This is a genomic window from Ideonella azotifigens, assembly GCF_021043325.1.
In the GTDB taxonomy this organism is placed as follows: Bacteria; Pseudomonadota; Gammaproteobacteria; order Burkholderiales; family Burkholderiaceae_C; genus Ideonella; species Ideonella azotifigens.
The window spans coordinates 124,524-143,520 of the sequence record NZ_JAJNKD010000019.1; the positions used below are offsets into that span (position 1 = coordinate 124,524).

The 18,997-nt window shown below is 69.3% G+C and carries 19 protein-coding genes and 1 riboswitch; of the genes, 7 read left to right on the forward strand and 12 right to left on the reverse strand.

Annotation, left to right across the window (positions count from 1 at the left end; all coding sequences use genetic code 11):
- Positions 1–43: 43 nt before the first annotated feature.
- A complete protein-coding gene (locus LRH25_RS27695) occupies positions 44–1,255 on the reverse strand; it encodes a cytochrome-c peroxidase (protein ID WP_231012931.1) in 1,212 nt (403 codons plus the stop codon).
- Positions 1,256–1,345: 90 nt separating this feature from the next.
- On the opposite strand from LRH25_RS27695, the gene acpA reads away from it, so the two are divergent.
- The 3 genes from acpA (at position 1,346) to hepT (ending at position 3,876) form a co-directional block, all read left to right on the forward strand.
- Positions 1,346–2,947, forward strand: coding sequence for an acid phosphatase (acpA, locus tag LRH25_RS27700; protein ID WP_231012932.1), 1,602 nt, complete (start codon positions 1,346–1,348; stop codon positions 2,945–2,947).
- A gap of 115 nt (positions 2,948–3,062) precedes the next feature.
- Positions 3,063–3,458: a type VII toxin-antitoxin system MntA family adenylyltransferase antitoxin gene (mntA, locus tag LRH25_RS27705; RefSeq protein WP_141290120.1), complete on the forward strand. Its 396-nt coding sequence runs from the start codon at positions 3,063–3,065 to the stop codon at positions 3,456–3,458.
- The gene (gene hepT, locus LRH25_RS27710) at positions 3,448–3,876 is read left to right on the forward strand and encodes a type VII toxin-antitoxin system HepT family RNase toxin (protein WP_141290115.1); all 429 of its coding nucleotides are present in this window, start codon (positions 3,448–3,450) and stop codon (positions 3,874–3,876) included. Before mntA ends, hepT begins: the two co-directional genes overlap by 11 nt.
- Positions 3,877–3,900: 24 nt before the next feature.
- Here the strand turns inward: hepT and LRH25_RS27715 are convergent, their stop codons facing one another.
- The 9 genes from LRH25_RS27715 to LRH25_RS27755 all read right to left on the reverse strand — a co-directional run bounded on the left by LRH25_RS27715 (position 3,901) and on the right by LRH25_RS27755 (position 12,385).
- Positions 3,901–4,389: a GNAT family N-acetyltransferase gene (locus tag LRH25_RS27715; protein ID WP_141290116.1), complete on the reverse strand. Its 489-nt coding sequence runs from the start codon at positions 4,387–4,389 to the stop codon at positions 3,901–3,903.
- A gap of 215 nt (positions 4,390–4,604) precedes the next feature.
- Complete coding sequence (locus LRH25_RS27720; RefSeq protein ID WP_141290117.1) at positions 4,605–5,015, reverse strand: hypothetical protein; 411 nt, start codon at positions 5,013–5,015, stop codon at positions 4,605–4,607.
- Between the two features lie 61 nt (positions 5,016–5,076).
- Entirely contained in the window at positions 5,077–5,295 is a 219-nt protein-coding gene (locus LRH25_RS27725) for a hypothetical protein (RefSeq protein ID WP_141290118.1), read from the reverse strand.
- A 58-nt stretch (positions 5,296–5,353) separates the two neighbouring features.
- The gene (gene thiD / locus LRH25_RS27730; protein WP_231012933.1) at positions 5,354–6,943 is read right to left on the reverse strand and encodes a bifunctional hydroxymethylpyrimidine kinase/phosphomethylpyrimidine kinase; all 1,590 of its coding nucleotides are present in this window, start codon (positions 6,941–6,943) and stop codon (positions 5,354–5,356) included.
- Between the two features lie 9 nt (positions 6,944–6,952).
- Entirely contained in the window at positions 6,953–7,753 is an 801-nt protein-coding gene (locus LRH25_RS27735; RefSeq protein WP_231012934.1) for a thiazole synthase, read from the reverse strand.
- A 4-nt stretch (positions 7,754–7,757) separates the two neighbouring features.
- A complete protein-coding gene (thiS, locus tag LRH25_RS27740) occupies positions 7,758–7,949 on the reverse strand; it encodes a sulfur carrier protein ThiS (RefSeq protein WP_141292081.1) in 192 nt (63 codons plus the stop codon).
- Between the two features lie 97 nt (positions 7,950–8,046).
- Positions 8,047–9,180 (reverse strand): FAD-dependent oxidoreductase, encoded by a 1,134-nt coding sequence (locus tag LRH25_RS27745; protein WP_231012935.1) that lies wholly within the window; start codon positions 9,178–9,180, stop codon positions 8,047–8,049.
- 3 nt (positions 9,181–9,183) lie between these two features.
- Complete coding sequence (gene thiC, locus LRH25_RS27750) at positions 9,184–11,085, reverse strand: phosphomethylpyrimidine synthase ThiC (protein WP_231012936.1); 1,902 nt, start codon at positions 11,083–11,085, stop codon at positions 9,184–9,186.
- A gap of 116 nt (positions 11,086–11,201) precedes the next feature.
- Positions 11,202–11,302: riboswitch (TPP riboswitch) on the reverse strand.
- Between the two features lie 36 nt (positions 11,303–11,338).
- Entirely contained in the window at positions 11,339–12,385 is a 1,047-nt protein-coding gene (locus LRH25_RS27755; protein ID WP_231012937.1) for a YeiH family protein, read from the reverse strand.
- Positions 12,386–12,540: 155 nt separating this feature from the next.
- Between LRH25_RS27755 and LRH25_RS27760 the strand changes: the two genes are divergently transcribed.
- Genes LRH25_RS27760 through LRH25_RS27770 form a run of 3 tightly spaced genes read left to right on the forward strand, consistent with a single transcriptional unit; the run spans position 12,541 to position 14,133 of the window.
- Positions 12,541–12,921: a type II toxin-antitoxin system RelE/ParE family toxin gene (locus LRH25_RS27760; protein ID WP_141291744.1), complete on the forward strand. Its 381-nt coding sequence runs from the start codon at positions 12,541–12,543 to the stop codon at positions 12,919–12,921.
- Positions 12,908–13,222 carry a helix-turn-helix domain-containing protein gene (locus LRH25_RS27765; protein WP_141291746.1) on the forward strand — a complete coding sequence of 105 codons (315 nt, stop codon included), beginning with the start codon at positions 12,908–12,910 and terminating at the stop codon, positions 13,220–13,222. Before LRH25_RS27760 ends, LRH25_RS27765 begins: the two co-directional genes overlap by 14 nt.
- Positions 13,222–14,133: a LysR family transcriptional regulator gene (locus LRH25_RS27770; protein WP_231012938.1), complete on the forward strand. Its 912-nt coding sequence runs from the start codon at positions 13,222–13,224 to the stop codon at positions 14,131–14,133. Before LRH25_RS27765 ends, LRH25_RS27770 begins: the two co-directional genes overlap by 1 nt.
- A gap of 23 nt (positions 14,134–14,156) precedes the next feature.
- On the opposite strand, the gene LRH25_RS27775 is transcribed toward LRH25_RS27770, so the two are convergent.
- Together LRH25_RS27775 and LRH25_RS27780 are read right to left on the reverse strand one after the other, a co-directional pair.
- Positions 14,157–15,005, reverse strand: a complete 849-nt coding sequence (locus LRH25_RS27775) for a PA4780 family RIO1-like protein kinase (RefSeq protein ID WP_141287615.1) — start codon at positions 15,003–15,005, stop codon at positions 14,157–14,159.
- Positions 15,006–15,165: 160 nt separating this feature from the next.
- On the reverse strand, positions 15,166–18,249 hold the full coding sequence (locus LRH25_RS27780) for a S8 family serine peptidase (RefSeq protein ID WP_141287616.1): 3,084 nt from the start codon (positions 18,247–18,249) through the stop codon (positions 15,166–15,168).
- A gap of 194 nt (positions 18,250–18,443) precedes the next feature.
- On the opposite strand from LRH25_RS27780, the gene LRH25_RS27785 reads away from it, so the two are divergent.
- On the forward strand, positions 18,444–18,917 hold the full coding sequence (locus LRH25_RS27785; RefSeq protein WP_170200856.1) for a copper chaperone PCu(A)C: 474 nt from the start codon (positions 18,444–18,446) through the stop codon (positions 18,915–18,917).
- Positions 18,918–18,997 lie beyond the last annotated feature (80 nt).

The window sequence follows — 18,997 nt, forward strand, 5'->3', positions numbered from 1 at the left end:
AGCGCCGTAGTTGCGACCGGGCGAGATCCCCCAGAAGGGGGGCTCAGCGCCGCAGGTCGGCGTCGGTCAGCGTCTGCAGGAAGGCGACGATGGCGGCGATCTCGGCGTCGTCCAGCGCCGGTTTGTCGCCCACATGGCGGTCGAATGGCGGCTCGGTGTTGACGTTGCCGTGAAAGGCTGGCGGCAGGTCGTCGAACTTCTGCCCCGGTGGGTAAAACTCGGCCGGGTGCGTGTCCCGCCGGGCGTAGAAGCGAAGCACTTCGTCCAGTGTGTGGAACTGGCCGTTGTGGAAGAAGCTGCGGCGCAGCGCCACGTTGCGCAGCGAGGGCGTGCGGAACAGGCCGCAGTAGGCCGGGCGGTCCTGGAAGTCGGTGCGCAGCGGGCCGCACAGGCCGAGGTCGAAGAAGCGCGGGTCGGCGTTGGCCGGCAGCGTGCGGTTGCGTGGCACGCCGAGTGCGATCAGGCCGAAGTCGGTGAACAACGGGAAGGCGCCGTCGGGGGTCTTCTGGCTCAGGTGGCAGGCCGCGCAATTGCCCTTGGCCGGGTCGTTGAACAGCGCGAGGCCACGGGCCTCCTGCGCCGTCAGCTGGGCCTTGCCGCGCAGCACTTCGTCATACCGGCTGCTGTACGGATAGAACTCGGCCGGCGACTGCTGGAAGACCTCCAGCGCCAGCAGCGCGGCGTCGAAAGCGCGGGCGTCGTCGGCCATCGCTTCCTCGCCAAAAACCTGCTTCAGCCGCGCCGCCTGCGCACCGTGCCGCAGCTTGGCTGCCACCTCGGCCGCCGAGGCATTGGCCATCTCCAGCGGCGACAGCAGCGGCAGCCGAGCCTGCTCGCGGCCCGAGCTGGCGCGGCCGTCCCATGTGTGGCCGCCGGTGGGGCCGGCGTCCACGCTGTCGTCGCCGTCGTTGTCGAAGAAGTGCTCGCTGAAGGGCGGCAGCGTCTGCAGGTAGCGCAGCGAAGGCCCGGCGCGCAGGCCGGGCATCCTGCCGTCGCGTCCGGCCAGTTGCACCGCCAGGTCGTTGGGCGGGCCGAAGGCGAAGCGCGGGTCGTGGCAGCTGGCGCAGGCGACCCGGCCCGAAGCGGAGAGGCTGGGGTCGAAGAACAGCGCGCGGCCGATCTCGGTGAGCGCCGGCACGTCCAGCTTGCGGCCGTAGGGCGTGGCGCTGGCCGCGGGCGCGGCAGCCAGCCGCAGCGACAGCGTGATTGCGCCGAGCAGCAAGGCCAGCAACAGTGCAAGCGAAGGGCGTGTCATGAACCAGGGATGTTAGCGAGCCTGCTTGCGACCATCGCCCTTGGGGGCTAGGCTGCGGGCCACCATACCCAAGACCGCCCCAAGACCGACATGACCACCAGACCTGCGCTGCTCATCCCCTTGCTGCTGCTCTCGGCCTGCGCCGGCTCGCCAAGCCCCTCGCCAACGGACGCCGCCGTCAATGCCATCGACACCGTCGTCGTGATCTACGCCGAGAACCGCGGCTTCGACACGCTCTACGGCCTGTTCCCCGGCGCCAACGGCATCCCCGGCGTGAACCCCAGCGCCGTCGGCAGCTACGTCCCGCAGAAGGACTTCGACGGCAGCGTGCTGCCGGTGCTGCCGCCCACCTGGCGAGGCCTCACCGCCGGTGGCCAGCCCGTCACGCTCACACAGGCGCAAAGCACCGGCATGCCCAACGCGCCGTTCCGCATCGACGCGCCAGAAGGCCTCAACGGCACCGGCATCGTCGTGCCGCAAAGCGTCATCACGCGCGACTTGGTGCACCGCTTCTACAACAACCAGATGCAGATCGGGCTGGACGGCCACAACGACCGCTTCGCCGCCTACTCCGATGCCGGCGGCCTCAGCCTGGGCTACTACGACGGCAGCCGCATGAAGCTCTGGTCGCTGGCGCAGCAGTACGTGCTGGCCGACAACTTCTTCATGGGCGCCTTCGGCGGCTCCTACCTGAACCACCAGTACCTGATCTGCGCCTGCGTGCCGGTCTACCCCAATGTGGATCAATCACCGGCCAAGGATTCGATCAGCGAGATCGAGACCGACGCGCAAGGCCGCTTCCTGCGCCTGAAGCCTGCGGCCGACATGCCCGCCAGCGTGCTCGCCGGCCCGCCGCGCCACCTGCGCGACGCCACGCTGACCCGCGGCGCAGACGGCGTGGCCTACAGCGTCAACACCATGCAGCCCGCCTACCAGCCCAGCGGCAACCCGCCGGTGATCGGCGGCGATGCGCTGTATGCCGACCCCGCCAAGCCCACCACGCTGCCGGCGCAGACCCTTGCCACCATCGGCGACCGGCTGGACGCCAAGGGCGTCTCCTGGGCCTGGTACGGCGGCGCCTGGGCGGCGACCAGCGCCGGCACGCCCGAGGCGCGCACGCAGATCTACGGCGGCACCGCGCAGTTCCAGCCGCACCACCAGCCCTTCAACTACTACGCCACGATGGATCCGCAGCGGCACGCCGCCTACCGCGCCGAGCACCTGCGCGATTTCGACAGCCGCTTCCTGGCTGATGCCGCCGCTGGCCAACTGCCGCACGTGACCTTCTACAAGCCGCAGGGCAACCTCAACCAGCACGCCGGCTACGCCAACGTCGCCGACGGCGACGCCCACATCGCCGAAGTCATCGCACGGCTCCAGCAAAGCCCGCAGTGGCCGCACATGCTCATCGTCGTCACCTACGACGAAAACGGCGGCTTCTGGGACCACGCCCGCGTGCCCAAGGGCGACCGCTGGGGCCCCGGCACCCGCATCCCGGCGCTCATCGTCTCCCCGCTCGCTCGCAAAGGCTTCGTCGACAAGACCCAGTACGACACCGCCTCCATCCTGCGCTTCATCACCCGCCGCTGGGGCCTGGACCCGCTGCCCGGCGTGGTCGAGCGCGACCAGGGGCTGAAGGCGAATGGTTTTCCGGCGATGGGGGACTTGAGTGGGGCGTTGGGGCCGGGGTGAGGCCATTGCTTGTGCCTGATGGGTCGACAATGCTGCCTGACCCGAGTGGACAACGCCCTTACCGGCATCACACGCAACGCGAACCATGTTGGCTGCCTCTCAAATTCCGCTGCCCCTGCCCCGCGAGGCCCTGGTGTCAACCCTGCGAGACCGTTTGCCTGGGCTCCTGGCCGTGTACGTCTTTGGCAGTCGCGCCCAGGGCACGGCAGGGCCGCAAAGCGATCTCGACATGGCGGTGCTGGTGGCAGGCCAGGTCGAACCGCTGGTCCTGTGGGAACTGGCCGGCGACCTGGCAGACCTGAGCGGCTGCCCGGTCGACCTGCTGGACCTGCGCGCAGCCTCTACCGTTATGCAGTACCAGGTCATCACCACCGGGCAGCGCTGGTGGGCGCTGGACGCACAGGCCGCCCTCTACGAAGCGGCGATCCTGAGCGAGAAGACCGAGTTGGACCAGGCGCGCGCCGGCCTGCTGGCAGACATCCAGGCAGAGGGAACCGTGTATGGCCGATGACGTGCTGATCAACAAGGCCGCCGCGATCGAGCGCTGCGTGCGCCGCGCTCGCGAGGAATACGCCGCCGACCCGGCCAGCTTCGCCACCAACTTCACCCGCCAGGACGCAGCCATCCTGAACATCCAGCGCGCCTGCGAAGCCGCACTGGACATGGGCCAGCACATGGTCCGCCGCGAGCGCCTTGGGGTGCCTCAAAGCGCCCGCGACGTGTTCGCGCTGCTGGCGCAAGGCGGCTGGATCGAAGCGCCACTGGCCGATGAACTCAAGCGCATGGTCGGCTTCCGCAACATCGCCGTGCACGATTACCAGGCCCTGCAACTGCCCATCACCGTGAGCATCATCCAGAATCATTTGGACGGTTTCCTGCGCTACAGCCAGGCGTTGTTGCTGGGGGATGCGGGCAAGGGTGGCGGTTGAAGCTGCGGCGCCAGTAAAGCCCCCTCAGCGCTCGGCGCGCTGCATGTTCACCACTTCATAGCGCAGCTCGGCGGCACCGCGAACAAAAAACGAAGCTTCTTTCGCCACGAATCCGTGCCGCTCGTAGAAGCCCTGCGAGTTGCGGGTGGCGACCACGGTGAGCGGTCCGTCGTGGCCGATCTCGGCCTGTGCCATGGCCAGCCGGAACAACTGCCCACCCAGCCCGGAGCCCGCGGCTTCCGGCCGAACGAACAGCAGCGTGACCTCGCCCGGCACAAAGCCCGCAAAGCCCAACACCCGTCCCTCGCGCTCGGCAACAAGGATCTGCCCCGCCTGAATCGCCGGCCAATGGACCTGATGCGTCCGGCCCTCGAACCAGGTCTGCATCTGCAGTGGCGTGTAGGCACCGGCGCAGAGCGTCAGCACCGAATCCTGGTGGGCTTCGAAGACGGCTTGGGAGTCGGCGAGGGTGGCCGGGCGGATTGAAGCCGGCGGCAGGGCGTTCAGGGTCATGAGCGGCGGTGTTCTGCGAACCTATCGATGCGGCCGCCCGCACGTAGAAGGTAACTCATGCAACAGCGCGGGCTGTGAGATGTGTGAATTCAGTACCTCATGGTCCATGGGTCCTGTGTCAGCTTGCCCAAGTCTTATCGAGAGATCCCTTGCGCGTGTCTGTTGCGGCGCCGTCCCCGCCTTCCGCCTGAGGGCAACTTCAATACAGCCTGAATCTATCGATAACCGTCGTGAGGAAACAGCGCCTCAAGCTCAATTGCGAGTTGATGTGCGGGGCAGCCCATGTCGCTTGCAGAGGCTTCGATGCGGTCGGCATGGGTGGCAGGAAACCTGATGCCTCGCCCGACGAGCGCGGCCACCAGGTCATCGATTCGAGCTGCGCTGGCCGCTGGGACCTCAAGGTCTGCATCGCCAACGGTAGTGGCGAACAGGCCCACAGGTTCCCCAGTGGCTCTTGAACGTTCTGCGAAGCGGTCGAGGTGCCCTGCTGCACCGGGCGAGATGACGCGAACGTTCGGTTCAAAGCAGAGGATGACCGAGACGCTGACTTTGGCCCATGCGCCAACCGGAGCGTTCAGCGCCAAAAGTACCGCGAACACCGCGGTGAAACGAGGCGTCTTGTTCATGTGACCTCATGGACGTTTCTGGCGATCCGCGCCCTGCGCTGAGCTCAAGAATCAGCGCACCTCAGCCCGCAATCGCCCGCTTCCCCGTCGGTGTGATCGCCAGCACCAGCGCAGCATCCTGCTTCCCATAGGCGCCTCGCCCTGAATTCACCGGCGGCATTGCGAGCTTGATGTAGCCCAGGGCTGCCAAAGCCTGAGCGCCTTTGAACTCTTCGGCGGCCAGGAGGCGGACGGGCATTTTTTGGGAGGTGAATTTACGGAGCAGTTCCAGGTCGGCCATGTTCGTTCCAATTGTTCTGTGTTGAAGGGGTGATCGTAGTCGCAAGCCGAGATTGCGGTCATGCGCTGGCTGGCGACAGCGTGGCATGCGGCCAGTCCGGGCGTTCCGCGTGGGCGGGCGCCTGTGCGGTCAGTGCCGCCAACCATGCCGGCATCGTTGCGCTCGGCTCCGGCCCCCAGCCCCTGACGACGCAGACGCTGTGTGCGCCCGCCGCCTTGGCGGCACCAGCCTGTTCGGGCGTCAGCACCCCGCCAATCGCCACCACCGGCGCTGGCGAATTGACCACCCACCATGCCAGGTTGTCCAGCCCTTGCGGGCGCCACGGCATGTCCTTGGTCGTCGTCGGCCAGACGGGGCCGCAGGCGATGTAGTCGGGGGTCCATGCGGCGGCGCGGGCGAGTTCCCAGGGACTGTGGCTGGACAGGCCCAGGCCGATGCCGCTCGCCTGGGCCTGGCGGAGTTGCCGGCGTTCCGGTTCGCTCAGCGCGAGCAGGTCTTCCTGGCCGAGGTGCAGGGCTTGGGCGCCGGTGGCGAGGGCGAGTTGCCAGTGGTCGTTGACCCAGAGGATGGCGCCGGCGGCGTCGCAGGCGGCGAGGGACTGGCGCAGTTCTCGTTGGTAGTTGGACTGCCAGCGTTCGGCTTCGGTGCCGGCAAGGCTGGGTGGGCGCTTGATGCGCAGTTGCAGTTGGCGCAGGCCGGCGCCCAGCAATTGCGCGATGCGCTCGGCGCTGTCGGCAATGCCGTAGAGGCCTTCACGCAAGATGCTGGAACGGGCCGGTGCGGACCAGGCTTCTGGTGCTTCGTTGCCGATGTGCAGGCGCGGTAACGGGCGTTTCGTGGAATGGCCGCTCCAGCCGTGCATCGCCCGCACCGGACCCGCGCCCTGGCCTTGCGGGGTGGCCTGGCGCAGCGCGTGGGCGGTGAGCTGCTTGGCGAGCACGGCGGCGTCTGCGTTGGTGAAGCCGTGGGCCAATGCTGCTGCGGCGGCGCTGGCCAGCGTGCAGCCGGTGCCGTGCGTGTGCCTTGTGGCGATGCGCGGCAGGCTGAGCCAGCCTTGGGCATGCGGGGCGTCCAGCCAGTCGAGCGCGAGCTGTGGGTCGGCTGCGTCGCCGCCGGTGATCAGCACGGCTTCGGCGCCGAGGCGGCGCAGCGTTGTGGCTTGATTGGGTATGCCGCCTTCGGTGCCCAGCAGCACGCTGGCTTCGCGCTGGTTGGGCGTGACGAGGGTTGCGCGGGGCAGCAGTTCTTCGCGGTAGACGGCCAGCAACTCGGCGTCCGCAAACGTGGCGCCGGTGGTGGCGCGCAACACCGGGTCGACGACCAGCGCCAGCGGGCCGTGGCGGCGCTGCTGGTCGACCCAGCGGGCGACGATGCGGGCGTTCGCGGCGCTGCCCAGCAGGCCGGTCTTCAGCACGCGCGGCGGCAGGTCCGCGGCGAGCGCGTCCAGTTGAGCTTGCAGCAGCGCGGGTGGCATGGGCTCGACATGCGTGACGGCCCGGCTGTTCTGCGCGGTGACGGCGGCGACGACCGGGCACAGGTGCACGCCGAACGCATCGGCGGCGCGCTGGTCTGCGGCGAGGCCTGCGCCGCCGCCACTGTCGGTGCCGGCCACACTGGCCACGCGCGGCAGTTCGTTGGATTCAGGCATCTCTTTTCGTCATCCGATCAGGAAGGGGTGACCGGGCACGGGGGTGCTGGGCACGGCGAAGTCCTGCGTGGCCATCACGCCGGCTTCGAAGCCGAGGCGACCGGCGTCGATGGCGCTGGCGAAGGCGCGCGCCATGCGCACCGGGTCGCGCGCCTGGGCAACGGCGGAGTTCAGCAGCACGCCGTCTAAGCCCAGCTCCATCGCTTGCGCGGCGTGAGACGGCGCGCCGATGCCGGCGTCCACGATCAGCGGCACGCCGGGCAGGCGCTCGCGCAGCGTGCGCAGCGCAAACGGGTTCAGCAGGCCCTGGCCGGAGCCGATGGGTGCGCCCCAGGGCATCAGCACCTCGCAGCCGGCGTCCAGCAGGCGGCGGCAGCTCACCAGGTCGTCCAGGCAATACGGGAAGACCTGGAAGCCGTCTTTCACCAACTGCGTGGCGGCGGCCAGCAACTCGAACGGATCGGGCTGCAGCGTGTGCTCGTCGCCTACGACTTCCAGCTTCAACCACGTCGTGTCGTACAGCTCTCGCGCCAGGTGGGCCAGCGTGATGGCCTCGCGGGCGCTGCGGCAGCCGGCGGTGTTGGGCAGCAGCTGCGCGCCGCTGGCCAGCGCGAGGGCGACAAAGCCGTTATCCGGTCGATCATTGGCAACACCGGCGAGCGCCCTCTTCAAGCCGACGGTGACGACCTGTGCGCCGCTGGCGCGGATGGCGTCCTGCAGCACCTGCGGGGACGGGTAGCCGGCGCTGCCGATCATGAAACGGCTTTGCAGCGGCGTGCCGTAGACGGTCCAGGCAGTGGGTTCGATCATGGTTTCAACCTCCGACGATGGCGCGGAACACGGTGAGCTCGTCGCCCGGCTGCAGCAGCGTGCGGGCGCGGGCGTGGCGTGGCAGGAATTCGCCGTTCAGCGCTGTGGCCACGCGGTCCTCCGGCTGGTCATGTTCGGCCAGCAGCGCGGCGGCGCTGAGGCCTTCGCGCCAGGGCAGCGGCTGTTCGTTGAGCATCACGAGGCGTGCGCCCCCAGACCTGTCGCTTCGCGCCAGGCCCCCCGAGGGGGATGAGGAAACTGGGGGGCGGCCCGGCGTTTCCTCATGCGACGCGTCAATGCGCGAGTTGAGGGACATGGGTGTCAGCATGTGGGGTCTCCTTGGGCACAAGGCCGCAGGCGGCCAGCGCGTCGTCCACCAGGGCAGGCGCGAGCAGCCAGCCATGGCGGAACAGGCCATTGAGCTGCAGCAGGCCGGGCTCGGCGTGGCAACGCGGGTGATGGTCCGGCAGGGCAGGGCGCAGGTTGGCTTCGAGGTGCAGCAGGCGCGCTTCGGCCAGTTCGGGCAGCACGCTGTGCGCTGCGGCGAGCAGCTCGACCAGGCTGCGCAGGCTCGGGGGCGAGCGGTCTTCGCTTTCGATCTCGCTGGCGCCGACGACGATCACCTCGCCCGGCCGCGGCACCAGGTAGACGCGGTGCCGCGGGTGCAGCAGCCGCAGCGGGCGCGTGAGCGGCAGGCCCGGCGCATGCAGCCAGGCGAGCTCGCCACGCACGCCGCGAGGTTGCAGCGCGCCGACCTGGCCGGCCACGCCGCGAGTGTCGATGGCCCAGTCGCAGCGCAGCGTTTCGCCGTCGCTCAGGCTCAGCGTGCGAGCCGTCACCGAGGTGACGCGTTCGCGCCAACGCCAGCTCACGTTGGCCGTATCGTCATGCAGCGCAGCCATCAGTTCGCGTGGCATCACCTGGCCTTCGCCGGGCAAGTGCCAGCCAACGAGGCCTGGCGCCAGCGCTGGCTCCAGCGCAGCGAGCTGCGTCGCGTCCAGCGCTTCGGGCCGAGGCGTGCCGGCCGGCGCTTCGTGCAGCCGCGCCAGCAGGCGCTGCGCGCTGCCGCGATCACCCGGATGCGCCAGCAGCAGGCTGCCGTGCTGGCGGAACAGCTCGGACCGGCCCAGCGCTTCGCAGGTGGCGCGCCACAGCGGCAGCGAGCGCCAGCCCAGCGTGGCCAGCGCAGGGCCGGTGCTGTCCAGCTCGGCCAGCGGGCTGAGCATGCCGGCGGCGGTGAAGGCCGCCGCGTGCTGCACCGCTGCGATGCTGCCGACTGGCGGTGGCTGCGGGCCGGGCGCCGGGTCGACCACGGTGACCTGGTGGCCCGCTCGCGAGAGCCGCCAGGCCAGCAACCGCCCCAGCAGGCCGGCGCCTGCAATGGCGACATGCAGGCCGGTTTGGCCCGCGGTGGCGATGCTGGCCATCGCTCAGGCCGGCTGGATGGGAATGTAAAACTCGCCGCCCGCCGCCTTGAACTCCGCCGACTTCGCGGCCATGCCGGCTTCGGCCTCCTTCTTCTGCGCCTCGCTGTAGTCGCGCACGTCCTGCGTGATCTTCATCGAGCAGAACTTGGGGCCGCACATGGAGCAGAAGTGGGCGTGCTTGGCTGCCTCCTTGGGCAGGGTTTCGTCGTGGTAGCTGCGCGCGGTGTCCGGGTCCAGGCCGAGGTTGAACTGGTCTTCCCAGCGGAACTCGAAGCGCGCGGCGCTTATCGCGTCGTCGCGTGCGCGGGCCCCTGGGTGGCCCTTGGCGACGTCGGCGGCGTGCGCAGCGATCTTGTAGGCGATCAGGCCCTGCTTCACGTCGTCGCGGTCCGGCAGGCCCAGGTGTTCCTTGGGCGTGACGTAGCAGAGCATGGCCGTGCCCATCCAGCCGATCATCGCGGCGCCGATGGCGCTGGCAATGTGGTCGTAGCCGGCGGCGATGTCGATGGTCAGCGGGCCCAGCGTGTAAAAAGGTGCCTCATGGCAGTGCTTCAGCTGCTCGTCCATGTTGGCCTGGATCAGGTGCATGGGCACGTGGCCTGGGCCTTCGATCATGGTCTGCACGTCGTGCTGCCACGCGAGCTTGGTCAGCTCGCCCAGCGTGCGCAGCTCGGCAAACTGGGCCTCGTCGTTGGCGTCCGCCAGGCTGCCGGGCCGCAGCCCGTCGCCCAGCGAGAAGCTCACGTCGTAGGCCTTCATGATCTCGCAGATCTCTTCGAAGTGCGTGTAGAGGAAGTTCTCCTTGTGATGCGTGATGCACCACTTGGCCAGGATGGAGCCGCCGCGCGAGACGATGCCGGTGCGGCGGTCGGCCGTGAGGTTGATGAAGGGCAGGCGCAGGCCGGCGTGGATGGTGAAGTAGTCCACGCCCTGCTCGGCCTGCTCGATCAGCGTGTCGCGGAAGATCGCCCAGCTGAGGTCCTCGGCCACGCCGCCCACTTTCTCCAGCGCCTGGTAGATGGGCACGGTGCCGATGGGCACGGGGCTGTTGCGCACGATCCAGTCGCGCGTGGTGTGGATGTGGTTCCCGGTGGACAGGTCCATCACCGTGTCCGCGCCCCAGCGCAGCGACCACACCAGCTTGCCCACCTCTTCCTCCACGCCGGAACTCAGGGCAGAGTTGCCGATGTTGGCGTTGACCTTGACCAGGAAGTTGCGGCCGATGGCCATCGGTTCCAGTTCGGGGTGGTTGATGTTGGCGGGGATCACGGCGCGGCCCGCGGCCACTTCGCCCCGCACCCATTCGGGCGTGATGACGGCCGGGATGCGCGCGCCGCGGCCGTCGCCGCGCAGCCGGGCCTCGCGCTCGGCATTGCCCAGGTGCGCGGCCATCCATTCGCGCTGGCCCATCTCGCGTTCGGCAACAAAGGCCATTTCGGGTGTGACGATGCCGCGCCGCGCGTAGTGCAGTTGGGTCACGTTGGCGCCGGCCTTGGCGCGGCGAGGTGTGCGCTGCAGGCCGGCGGCCTGGGCGCGCAGCGCTTCAAGCCGTGCGGCGCCTTGCGGCGTGCGCACGCCGCCGTCATCCTGCACGTCATGCGAGCGGCCGGTGTAGGCCTCGGTGTCGCCGCGTGCGGCCACCCATTCGGCGCGAGGGCCGGGCAGGCCGCGGCGCACGTCCACCGCCACGGCAGGGTCCGTGTACGGGCCGGTGCAGTCGTAGACGCTGACGCGCTCGCCATTGCTCAGCGCGATCTCGCGCATCGGCACGTGGATCTTCAGCGGGCCTTGCGGCGTCGTGACGGCCTGCTGCGTGTGGACTTTGCGCGAACCTGGAAAGGGCGCGCAGGCCTCGGCCAGTTCGGTAGCGAAGCGCTGGGCGGCAGAGGATTCGGGTGCGTTCATGGCGGTCTCCTGGATGGCAAGCACAAAGGTCAGTGCTCCGGAGACCGCCTGCTGGCCGGGGTGGATGCAACCGGGCCGAGGACACGTCTGCCCCAGGCCCAGGTTGCACGCCCGGCCAATCGGGCATGCGCTCTTCTTCCGCCGGTACGAACCGGATCAAGTTCACGGGTTGGACCTTTCAGTCCTCTCAGCGCTGTGCGCACCCCGGAGCGAGGCGGAGTGTAGCCGCATTGCCGCGCGCGGGAAAAGCCCGTCAGCGCAACAGGGCGCTGGCCCCCGCTGTGATCAGCCCGCCGCCCAGCAGCAGCCAGCCGAACAGCAGCGCCGCCAGCAGCAGGGGCCGCGGACCGGCGCGGCGCAGCAGGGTCAGCGGCGTGGCCAGGCCCAGTGCGGCCATCGCGGTGGCGATCAGTGCCAGGTCCAGGCCTTGTGCGGCGTGCAGCCAGGCGGCGGGCAACCAGCCTGTCGAGCGCAGCAGCACCATGCCGATGAAGCCAAATGCGAACCAGGGCAACGCCAGTTTAGAAGAGGCGCCTGAATTGCCGCCGCGCCGTGCCAGCAGTGCCGACAGCAGCAACAGGAACGGTGCCAGCATCATCACGCGCAGCATCTTGGCGACGACCGCCGCGTCGCCTATCTCCGCAGGCAGCACGCGGCCAACGGCGAGCGCCTGCGCCACCTCGTGCAGCGTGGCGCCCGCAAACAGCCCGAAGCCCGGCGCCCGCCCGCTCCACGAAAACAGCAGCGGGTAGAGCAGCGTGGCCACCGTGCCGAACAGCACCACGCAGGCCACCGCAACTGCCGTCTGCTCGGCGCGGGCCTTCAGCAGCGGCTCGGTCGCCAACACCGCAGACGCGCCGCAGATCGCGCTGCCCGCGCCGATCAGCCACGCGGTGTTGCGTGCCACGCCCAGCCGCGGCCCGGCCCAGGCCGCCAGCGCAAAGGTGCTGGCCAGCACCAGCGCGTCCACCAACACACCGGCCCAGCCGACCTGCGCCACGTCCTGCAGCGTGAGCCGCAGCCCGTACAGCACCACGCCCGCGCGCAGCAACCGCAGCCGCGAGAACAGCACGCCGGCAGACGCGCCCGGCTGCCAGCGCGCACCGCCCAGCAGGCTGCCCGCCACCAGGCCCAGCAGCAGCGCCAGCGTCAACGGGCCCAGGCCCAGTGCCTGCAGCAGCGGCCAGCGCCCGGCCCAGGCCGCTGCCGCCGCAAGTGCCGCGCAGCCCAGCAAGCCAGGCACCAGCGCAGGCAGAAAGGCCAAGCGAAACGGCGAGGCGGGGAAGGTTCGGGACAGCATGGTGTGCAGTGTGCGCAGCGGCCACTGACCCGTCCAACGGCTTGTATGGTTAGGATTGAGCGATTGAGCCGGTCATTGACGCTGTCTGGGTGGTCATCTCAGGCTTGGCTTCCATAGCACTTGGTGCTATATATCGCTCGGCGAGGGGGAACAACATGGCGATCTACACGACCCGATGGTTCGACCGTTGGGCGCGCAAGCAAGGGTTGGGCGATGCCAGTCTCTGTGCAGCGGTGCAGGAAATGAAGGACGGACTGTTCGATGCCGATCTCGGCGGCGGCCTGTTCAAGAAGCGCATTGCACGGCCGGGACAGGGCAAGCGCGGTGGCTATCGGACGCTGGTCGCCACCAGGCGAGCCGAGCGTTGGATCTTTGTCTATGGCTTCCCGAAGAACGAGCGGGGCAACATCGACAAGGATGAGGAGGAAGCGCTGAAGAAGTTGGCGGAGCACCTCTTGTCACTGTCGGCGCAAGCGGTGGCCCAGGCGAAAGAGGCAGGTGAATTGAGAGAGGTGGACTGCGATGAGAAAGAATGAATCTCCGATCCTGGCCGCCGTGCATGAGACGGCCAAGGGGCTGCACAAGGCCGGCGTCATGGACCAGCTCACGCTGCGTGAGTTCGACCAACTCTGCCTGCCACCGATCGCGCCGCTGGCGCCGGAGCAGATCAAGCGCGTGCGTGAGGATTCGCGGGTCAGCCAGGCCGTGTTTGCCCGGCTGTTGAACACCAGCCTCTCGACAGTTCAGAAGTGGGAGATTGGCCAGAAGAAGCCCACCGGCACCGCGCTGAAGCTGCTGCACCTGGTGCAGAAGAAGGGGTTGGAGGTCCTGGCCTGATGAACATCCTGCGCCTCACGCTGCGCCAGCTGCAGATCTTCGTGGCCGTCGCGCACGAAGGCAGCACCAGCGCGGCTGGCGAGGCGATTGCCTTGTCGCAATCGGCCGCCAGCGCGGCGGTCAATGAGCTGGAGCGGCTGCTGGGGCTGAAGCTGTTTGACCGCGCCGGCAAGCGGCTGCTGCTCAACGACAACGGGCGGGCGCTGTTGCCACGCGCACTGGGCCTGCTGGATGGCGCGGCCGGCGTGGAGCAGATGGCGCGCAACCCGGACGCGCAGCTGCAGGCGCTGCGCATCGGTGCCAGCACCACGCTGGGCAGCCAGTTGCTGCCGGGGCTGCTGAAGCGCTTCTATGGCGAGGTGCCGCGGCAGGCTGCGCATTGGCAGGCGGAGGCGAGGGTGGGCAACACTGCGCAGGTCTGCGCAGCGGTGGCGGCCTTTGAGCTGGACATCGGGCTGATCGAAGGGCCATGCCACGAACCGGCGCTGCAGGTGCAGCCCTGGCTGACCGACGAACTGGTGCTGGTGGCGGCGGCGGGCACCGAGGCCAGGCTGGCGCTGAAGGCTTTGCGCGACTGTGTGTGGCTGCTGCGCGAACCTGGTTCGGGCACCCGCGAGGCGATGGACCAGGCGCTGCTGCCGCACCTGCGCAGCTACCGCCGCAGCATTGCGCTGGGCAGCTCGGAGGCGATCCGCCAGGCCGCAATCGTTGGCCTGGGCGTGGCCTGCCTGTCGCGCTGGCTGGTGGCGGACGCACTGGCTGCCGGCCGCCTGGTCGAGCTGCGCACGCCGCTGCCGCCGCTGCGCCGCCAGTGCCATTGGGTGACCCACCGCGACAAGCAGCCCACCCAGGCATTGCAGCGTTTCATCACCTTGCTGGCGGCCGCTGCCGACACGCCCTTGCCAGCCTGAGCGGCGGCCGGGCGGCACCGCGATCAGCCAGCCTCTTGCTGGCGCAGTTGCCGGGCGTGTTCTTCGTCGCGTGCGTCGTCGATCTCGCGCAGCACGCTGCCCAGGTCCACCGGGCCTTGCCTGGACTTGAACTCACCGCTGAGGGGCGTGTCCGGGTGCAGCAGGCCGCGGGTGTAGAGGTCCCACATCTCGGCGCCGTGCTGGGTGGCCAGCAGCGCGGGGGCGAACTGGCCGAAGAAGTTGCGCAGGTTCTCCACGTCGCGCAGCAGCATGCGCTGGGCGTGGTTGTTGCCGGCGGCGTCCACCGCCTGGGGCAGGTCGATGATGACCGGCCCGTCTTCGGCCAGCAGGATGTTGAACTCGGACAGGTCGCCGTGCACGACACCGGCGCACAGCATGCGCACGACTTCGCGCAGCAGCGTGGCGTGGTGGCGCAGCGCGTCCTCGGGCGTGAACTGCACGTCGTTCAGGCGCGGCGCGGCGTCGCCGTTGGCGTCGGCCACCAGCTCCATCAGCAGCACGCCGTCGAGGAAGTTGTAGGGCCGCGGCACACGCACGCCAGCGGCGGCCAGGCGGTACAGCGCGTCCACCTCGGCGCTTTGCCAGGCGGCCTCGGCGGCCTCGCGGCCAAAGCGCGTGCCCTTGGCCATGGCGCGGGCCTGGCGGGTGTTCTTGACCTTGCGGTTCTCGGTGTAGTCCACCGCCTGGCGGAAACTGCGCTCGGTGGCGGCCTTGTAGACCTTGGCGCAGCGGGTGTCGTCGCCGCAGCGCACGACATAGACGGCGGCTTCCTTGCCGCTCATCAGCTGGCGCAGGACGCTGTCGACCAGCCCCTCGTCGATCAGGGATTGCAGGCGCTTCGGGGCTTTCATCGGGCAGGGATCACAGTTCAGGCAGGCAGAGGGCAGACCCTTTCGGGACTGCCGCATTGTGTGCCCTGGCCGGCAAAAGGCCCATGACGGCCCCGCCCATGAAAAAAGGCAGGCCCTTTCGGGCCTGCCTTGGCAGCGAGCGCCGGAGCGCTGGCGAGGTTCAGCGCGAGGCGGCGATGCGCGCCTTGCGGGCGCTCATGTCGCTGGCGCCCAGCGTCAGGCTGGGCGCATTGGGTTCGACGGTCAGCAGCGTGGTGCCGACCGTCGAGCCGTCGCCCTTGGCGTAGCGGATGCCACCGAGGTAACGCAGGTTGGCCAGGCCGGACCAGCTGGCCTTGACCGAGGCCTGGTCGGCCACTGCGACGGTGGTGGGCAGGCCGGTCACGGCCAGGCTGCCACCGGCATCGGCAGCCGACAGCACCCAGGAGGACAGCGTGAAGTTGCTGCTGCCACCGACCGGGTTGTAGCCCTGCACGCAGGCCTTGTAGGTGCCAGCGACCGGGGCGGTGACGCTGACCAGTTCGTCGGCCGTGGCGCCGCCGCTGGAGGCGACGGTAGTGCCCGAGGGGTTGAGCAGCGTCATGTCCAGGTCGTCGCCGCCGTTGCCGGAGGTGTCGGCGTTGTACAGCGCGGCGCGCACCACCAGCGCGTCGGCCGGCACGCTGATGTTGAAGCAGACCTGGGCGTTCAGCGCCACGGTGCCGGCGGTGCGGGTGGCCGGCTTCAGGCCGGTGACCAGCGCGCTGGTGGCGCCGTCGAAGCCATAGGCGACCTTGAACTTGGCGGAACCGGTGGCGGCCGTGCTGGACAGCACCGCCGGGGCCGACAGCGCCCGCGCCCGCGCCAGCACCGGGCTGGTGACGACGTGCGAACCATCGGTCCAGCTCAGGTTGCCGAAGACGCCGGTGTTCAGCGCCGCGCCATTGGTCTTCAGCGTCAGCGTGAAGGCGGCCACCTCGTTCTTGGCCAGGCTCAGCGTGGGCGGCGTGACGGTGGCAATGAAGCCGGGCACCGTCGCACTGGCCGAGTAGATCGCCGGGCCGGTGCCGACATTGCGCACGTGCCGCTTGATCGTCAGGGTGCCCGGCACATCGGCCGCGACGGTCGGCAGGTTCAGGTTGCTCGGCGCGGCGCTGCCAAAGGCGAGGCAGTTGGCGTCATCCGCGGCGAGCCAGTTGGCGCCGCAGAGGAAGCTGAGGTAGTCGGCCGGGTTGATCGGGTAGACCAGGCCGGGATCCGCGGCGCCGCGCGGGTTCACGTGGCCAGCGCCGTAGCCATTGGGGTTGGTGTCCGGCGCGCCGCTGGCGAGCTTGACGCCGGTGGTGCTGGTGACCATGGCCGACTTGATCTGGGCCGGCGGCCAGTTCGGGTGGGCCTGCTTGATCAGTGCGGCAATGCCGGCGATGTGCGGCGTGGACATCGAGGTGCCCTGGTACGACTCGACCACCGGCGACGGCACCAGCGTGCCGGCCAGGATCGCGTCATGGTCGGCCTGGCTTTGCTGCGCGTAGGTGACCGAGGCGATCACGTCCACGCCAGGCGCGGTGATCTCGGGCTTCATCACCGACAGCTCGGCCAGGTTCGGGCCGCGCGACGAGAACGAGGCCATGATCGGGGCGACCACGTTGGGTGCCTGGTAGCGCGCGCTGATGGCGCCGGTGGCGCTGGCGCCGCTGCTCGTCACGTAGTTGCGCACGGCGGTGCGCGAGGGCGCGTCCAGGTGCACCGTGGGCACGCTGTGGAAGTCGGCCACGACGGTGTTGGCGCTCGGGTTGATCAGCACCATGCCGACACCACCGACACGCGCCACTTCCTGGCTTTTCTCGACGCGGGCATTGGTGCCGCGGTCGCAGACGACGATCTTGCCGACGGCCTTGGTGCTGTCCAGCGAGTTCAGGAAGCACAGGTTGGCGTTGGCCACCGGCACGCCTGCGGCCGGGATGTCGCTCGACAGCACCATGCTGGCCGAGGGCAGCGCGGCCGGGTCGAACGAGGCGCCGGTGTACGGGCCGGTGCCGTTGCCCAGCGACAGGTCGGCAATGAACTGGCGGTCGTGGGTGGACGCGGCCACCGTGGTCAGCCACGGGCTGTTGTGGGCGACCTGGTTGCCCGGGCCGCTGTTGCCGGCCGACGCGGCGACGAACACGCCGGCCGCCGTGGCATTCAGGAAGGCCACTTCGACCGGGTCCAGCAGGTTGGTCTGCGAGCCGCTGATCGAGTAGTTGATGACGTCCACGCCATCGGCCACGGCCTGGTCGATCGCCGCGACCAGGTCGCTGTTGAAACCGTTGCCGCCCAGCGAGCCGTCCGCCGCGATGGTGCCGAACAAGGCCTTGTAGGTGGCCACGCGGGCGCGCGGCGCCATGCCACTGGTGGTGCCGACATAGATGCCGGCCGAGGTGTAGGCCGGTGCATTGGCATTGCCGCCGGCGGTGGACAGCGTGTGCGAGCCGTGGCCGACTTCGTCGCGCGGCACGTCGTAGAAGTTCAGGAACGGCGTGACGGCACCCTGGGCGACTGCCTGCTGGTAGCCGGCGCTGAAGACCTGCGCGCCGATCAGCTTGTTGTTGCACGAGTCGGCCGTGAAACCGGCGCCGGTGGTGCAGGTGCCGCTGTACTGGCCGGCCGGCAGCGGCTGGTAGGCCAGCGTGCCGCCGGTCTTCACGGGGGTGCCGTTGGCGTCCACATGGTCGTAGAAGGCCGGGTTCTCGGGCTGGATGCCGGAGTCCACCACCGCGACGATGACGTTTTCGCCCTTCTCCAGCACGCCCTGGACCTTCTTGGTCCAGACGCCGCCAGGGCCGTCCAGGCCGAGGAACAGCGGGGTGGTGATGGTGGTGGCTTCACGCCGCTCGTCGGCCAGCACGCTGGAGACGGCGCTGTTGGCGCGCAGCTTCTTGGCTTGCGCTTCGGTCAGCACGGCCGAGAAGCCGTTGAAGGCCACGTTGTAGCGGTGCAGCAGCTTGACCGGGCCCAGCGAGCTGATCAGCTTCTGCTGTTCACCGGCCAGGTGGGCGCGGTAGGCCTGCACGGCCGCGGCGCGGGCGTTCAGCTTCTGGCCCTCGGGCACCTGGGTGGCGGCAAGGCCTGCCACGCCACCGCGGTAGCTGGCCGCCGGGGCCTCCTTCAACAGCACGATGTAGCTGCGGGATGCGCTCGGGCTGGTGGCCGCGAATGACGCCGACATCACGCCCGAAAGCAGCATCAGCTGCGTCAGCCGGACAGTCCTGGGAAAAAAGCTCATGACCCAAACTCCACAAAAACGAACGTTGAGGCGCCGAGTGCTGCCCGGGTAGGACTGCCTGCGCTGGTGAATCGCCGACGTTAACGAGGCGTTCAGCACTGTGGGGTTTTGTAACTAGGGGGATGGGCGGGCTTTGGCGCCGTTGCCGGGCGGATGTCGTCGGCTTGTCATGCGTCATCGCTACGGTTCGCGCCATGGATGCTACTTTTTTGAGCCTGCGTGCCTCGCGCAGGCAGCTGCTGCGTGCCGCTGGCGCGCTGGGCCTGGTTTCGGTCTTGCCTGCCGCGCGCGCCTGCGAGTTCTTCTGCAGCAGCCTGCGGGTCTACAAACCCTACGCGCGTGAGACGCTGGCCGGTGACAGCAGCGTCATCGTCGGCATGACGCTGGACGAGGTGGTGCAGGACGACCGGCTGATCGGCGTCACCTCGCCACTGGCCAGCTCGGCGGAGATCGGCGGCATGGGCGCGCGGCCGGGTGCCATCGACCTGCCGATCCGGCGCGGCCAGGTGCTGGTGCTGCACGAGGACACCACCTACATCCGCCTGCTGGGCCTGAAGCAGCCGCTGGGCCTGGGCCGCGAATACCCACTGACGCTGCACTTCGAGAAGGCCGGCGTGGTCGACGCCGACATCGACGTGTCCTACACCCGCAACCAGTCCATCAAGTGAATCGGGGCACCCGGCTCCGCGGGTACGCGGAACCACCCGCCGGGCGGGTCGCGCAGGCCGCTTGGGGCGGCCCGGCGCCG

What these genes read in the sequence shown, in the direction of transcription:
- LRH25_RS27735 (WP_231012934.1), bottom strand. Translation starts at nt 7,753, where the DNA reads ATGATCGAACCCACTGCCTGGACCGTCTACGGCACGCCGCTGCAAAGC.
- LRH25_RS27780 (WP_141287616.1), bottom strand. Translation starts at nt 18,249, where the DNA reads ATGAGCTTTTTTCCCAGGACTGTCCGGCTGACGCAGCTGATGCTGCTT.
- thiS (WP_141292081.1), bottom strand. Translation starts at nt 7,949, where the DNA reads ATGCTCAACGAACAGCCGCTGCCCTGGCGCGAAGGCCTCAGCGCCGCC.
- LRH25_RS27785 (WP_170200856.1), top strand. Translation starts at nt 18,444, where the DNA reads ATGGATGCTACTTTTTTGAGCCTGCGTGCCTCGCGCAGGCAGCTGCTG.
- LRH25_RS27775 (WP_141287615.1), bottom strand. Translation starts at nt 15,005, where the DNA reads ATGAAAGCCCCGAAGCGCCTGCAATCCCTGATCGACGAGGGGCTGGTC.
- LRH25_RS27770 (WP_231012938.1), top strand. Translation starts at nt 13,222, where the DNA reads ATGAACATCCTGCGCCTCACGCTGCGCCAGCTGCAGATCTTCGTGGCC.
- thiD (WP_231012933.1), bottom strand. Translation starts at nt 6,943, where the DNA reads ATGCCTGAATCCAACGAACTGCCGCGCGTGGCCAGTGTGGCCGGCACC.
- LRH25_RS27720 (WP_141290117.1), bottom strand. Translation starts at nt 5,015, where the DNA reads ATGAACAAGACGCCTCGTTTCACCGCGGTGTTCGCGGTACTTTTGGCG.
- LRH25_RS27695 (WP_231012931.1), bottom strand. Translation starts at nt 1,255, where the DNA reads ATGACACGCCCTTCGCTTGCACTGTTGCTGGCCTTGCTGCTCGGCGCA.
- LRH25_RS27745 (WP_231012935.1), bottom strand. Translation starts at nt 9,180, where the DNA reads ATGGCCAGCATCGCCACCGCGGGCCAAACCGGCCTGCATGTCGCCATT.
- hepT (WP_141290115.1), top strand. Translation starts at nt 3,448, where the DNA reads ATGGCCGATGACGTGCTGATCAACAAGGCCGCCGCGATCGAGCGCTGC.
- LRH25_RS27765 (WP_141291746.1), top strand. Translation starts at nt 12,908, where the DNA reads ATGAGAAAGAATGAATCTCCGATCCTGGCCGCCGTGCATGAGACGGCC.
- LRH25_RS27755 (WP_231012937.1), bottom strand. Translation starts at nt 12,385, where the DNA reads ATGCTGTCCCGAACCTTCCCCGCCTCGCCGTTTCGCTTGGCCTTTCTG.
- thiC (WP_231012936.1), bottom strand. Translation starts at nt 11,085, where the DNA reads ATGAACGCACCCGAATCCTCTGCCGCCCAGCGCTTCGCTACCGAACTG.
- acpA (WP_231012932.1), top strand. Translation starts at nt 1,346, where the DNA reads ATGACCACCAGACCTGCGCTGCTCATCCCCTTGCTGCTGCTCTCGGCC.
- LRH25_RS27715 (WP_141290116.1), bottom strand. Translation starts at nt 4,389, where the DNA reads ATGACCCTGAACGCCCTGCCGCCGGCTTCAATCCGCCCGGCCACCCTC.
- LRH25_RS27760 (WP_141291744.1), top strand. Translation starts at nt 12,541, where the DNA reads ATGGCGATCTACACGACCCGATGGTTCGACCGTTGGGCGCGCAAGCAA.
- LRH25_RS27725 (WP_141290118.1), bottom strand. Translation starts at nt 5,295, where the DNA reads ATGGCCGACCTGGAACTGCTCCGTAAATTCACCTCCCAAAAAATGCCC.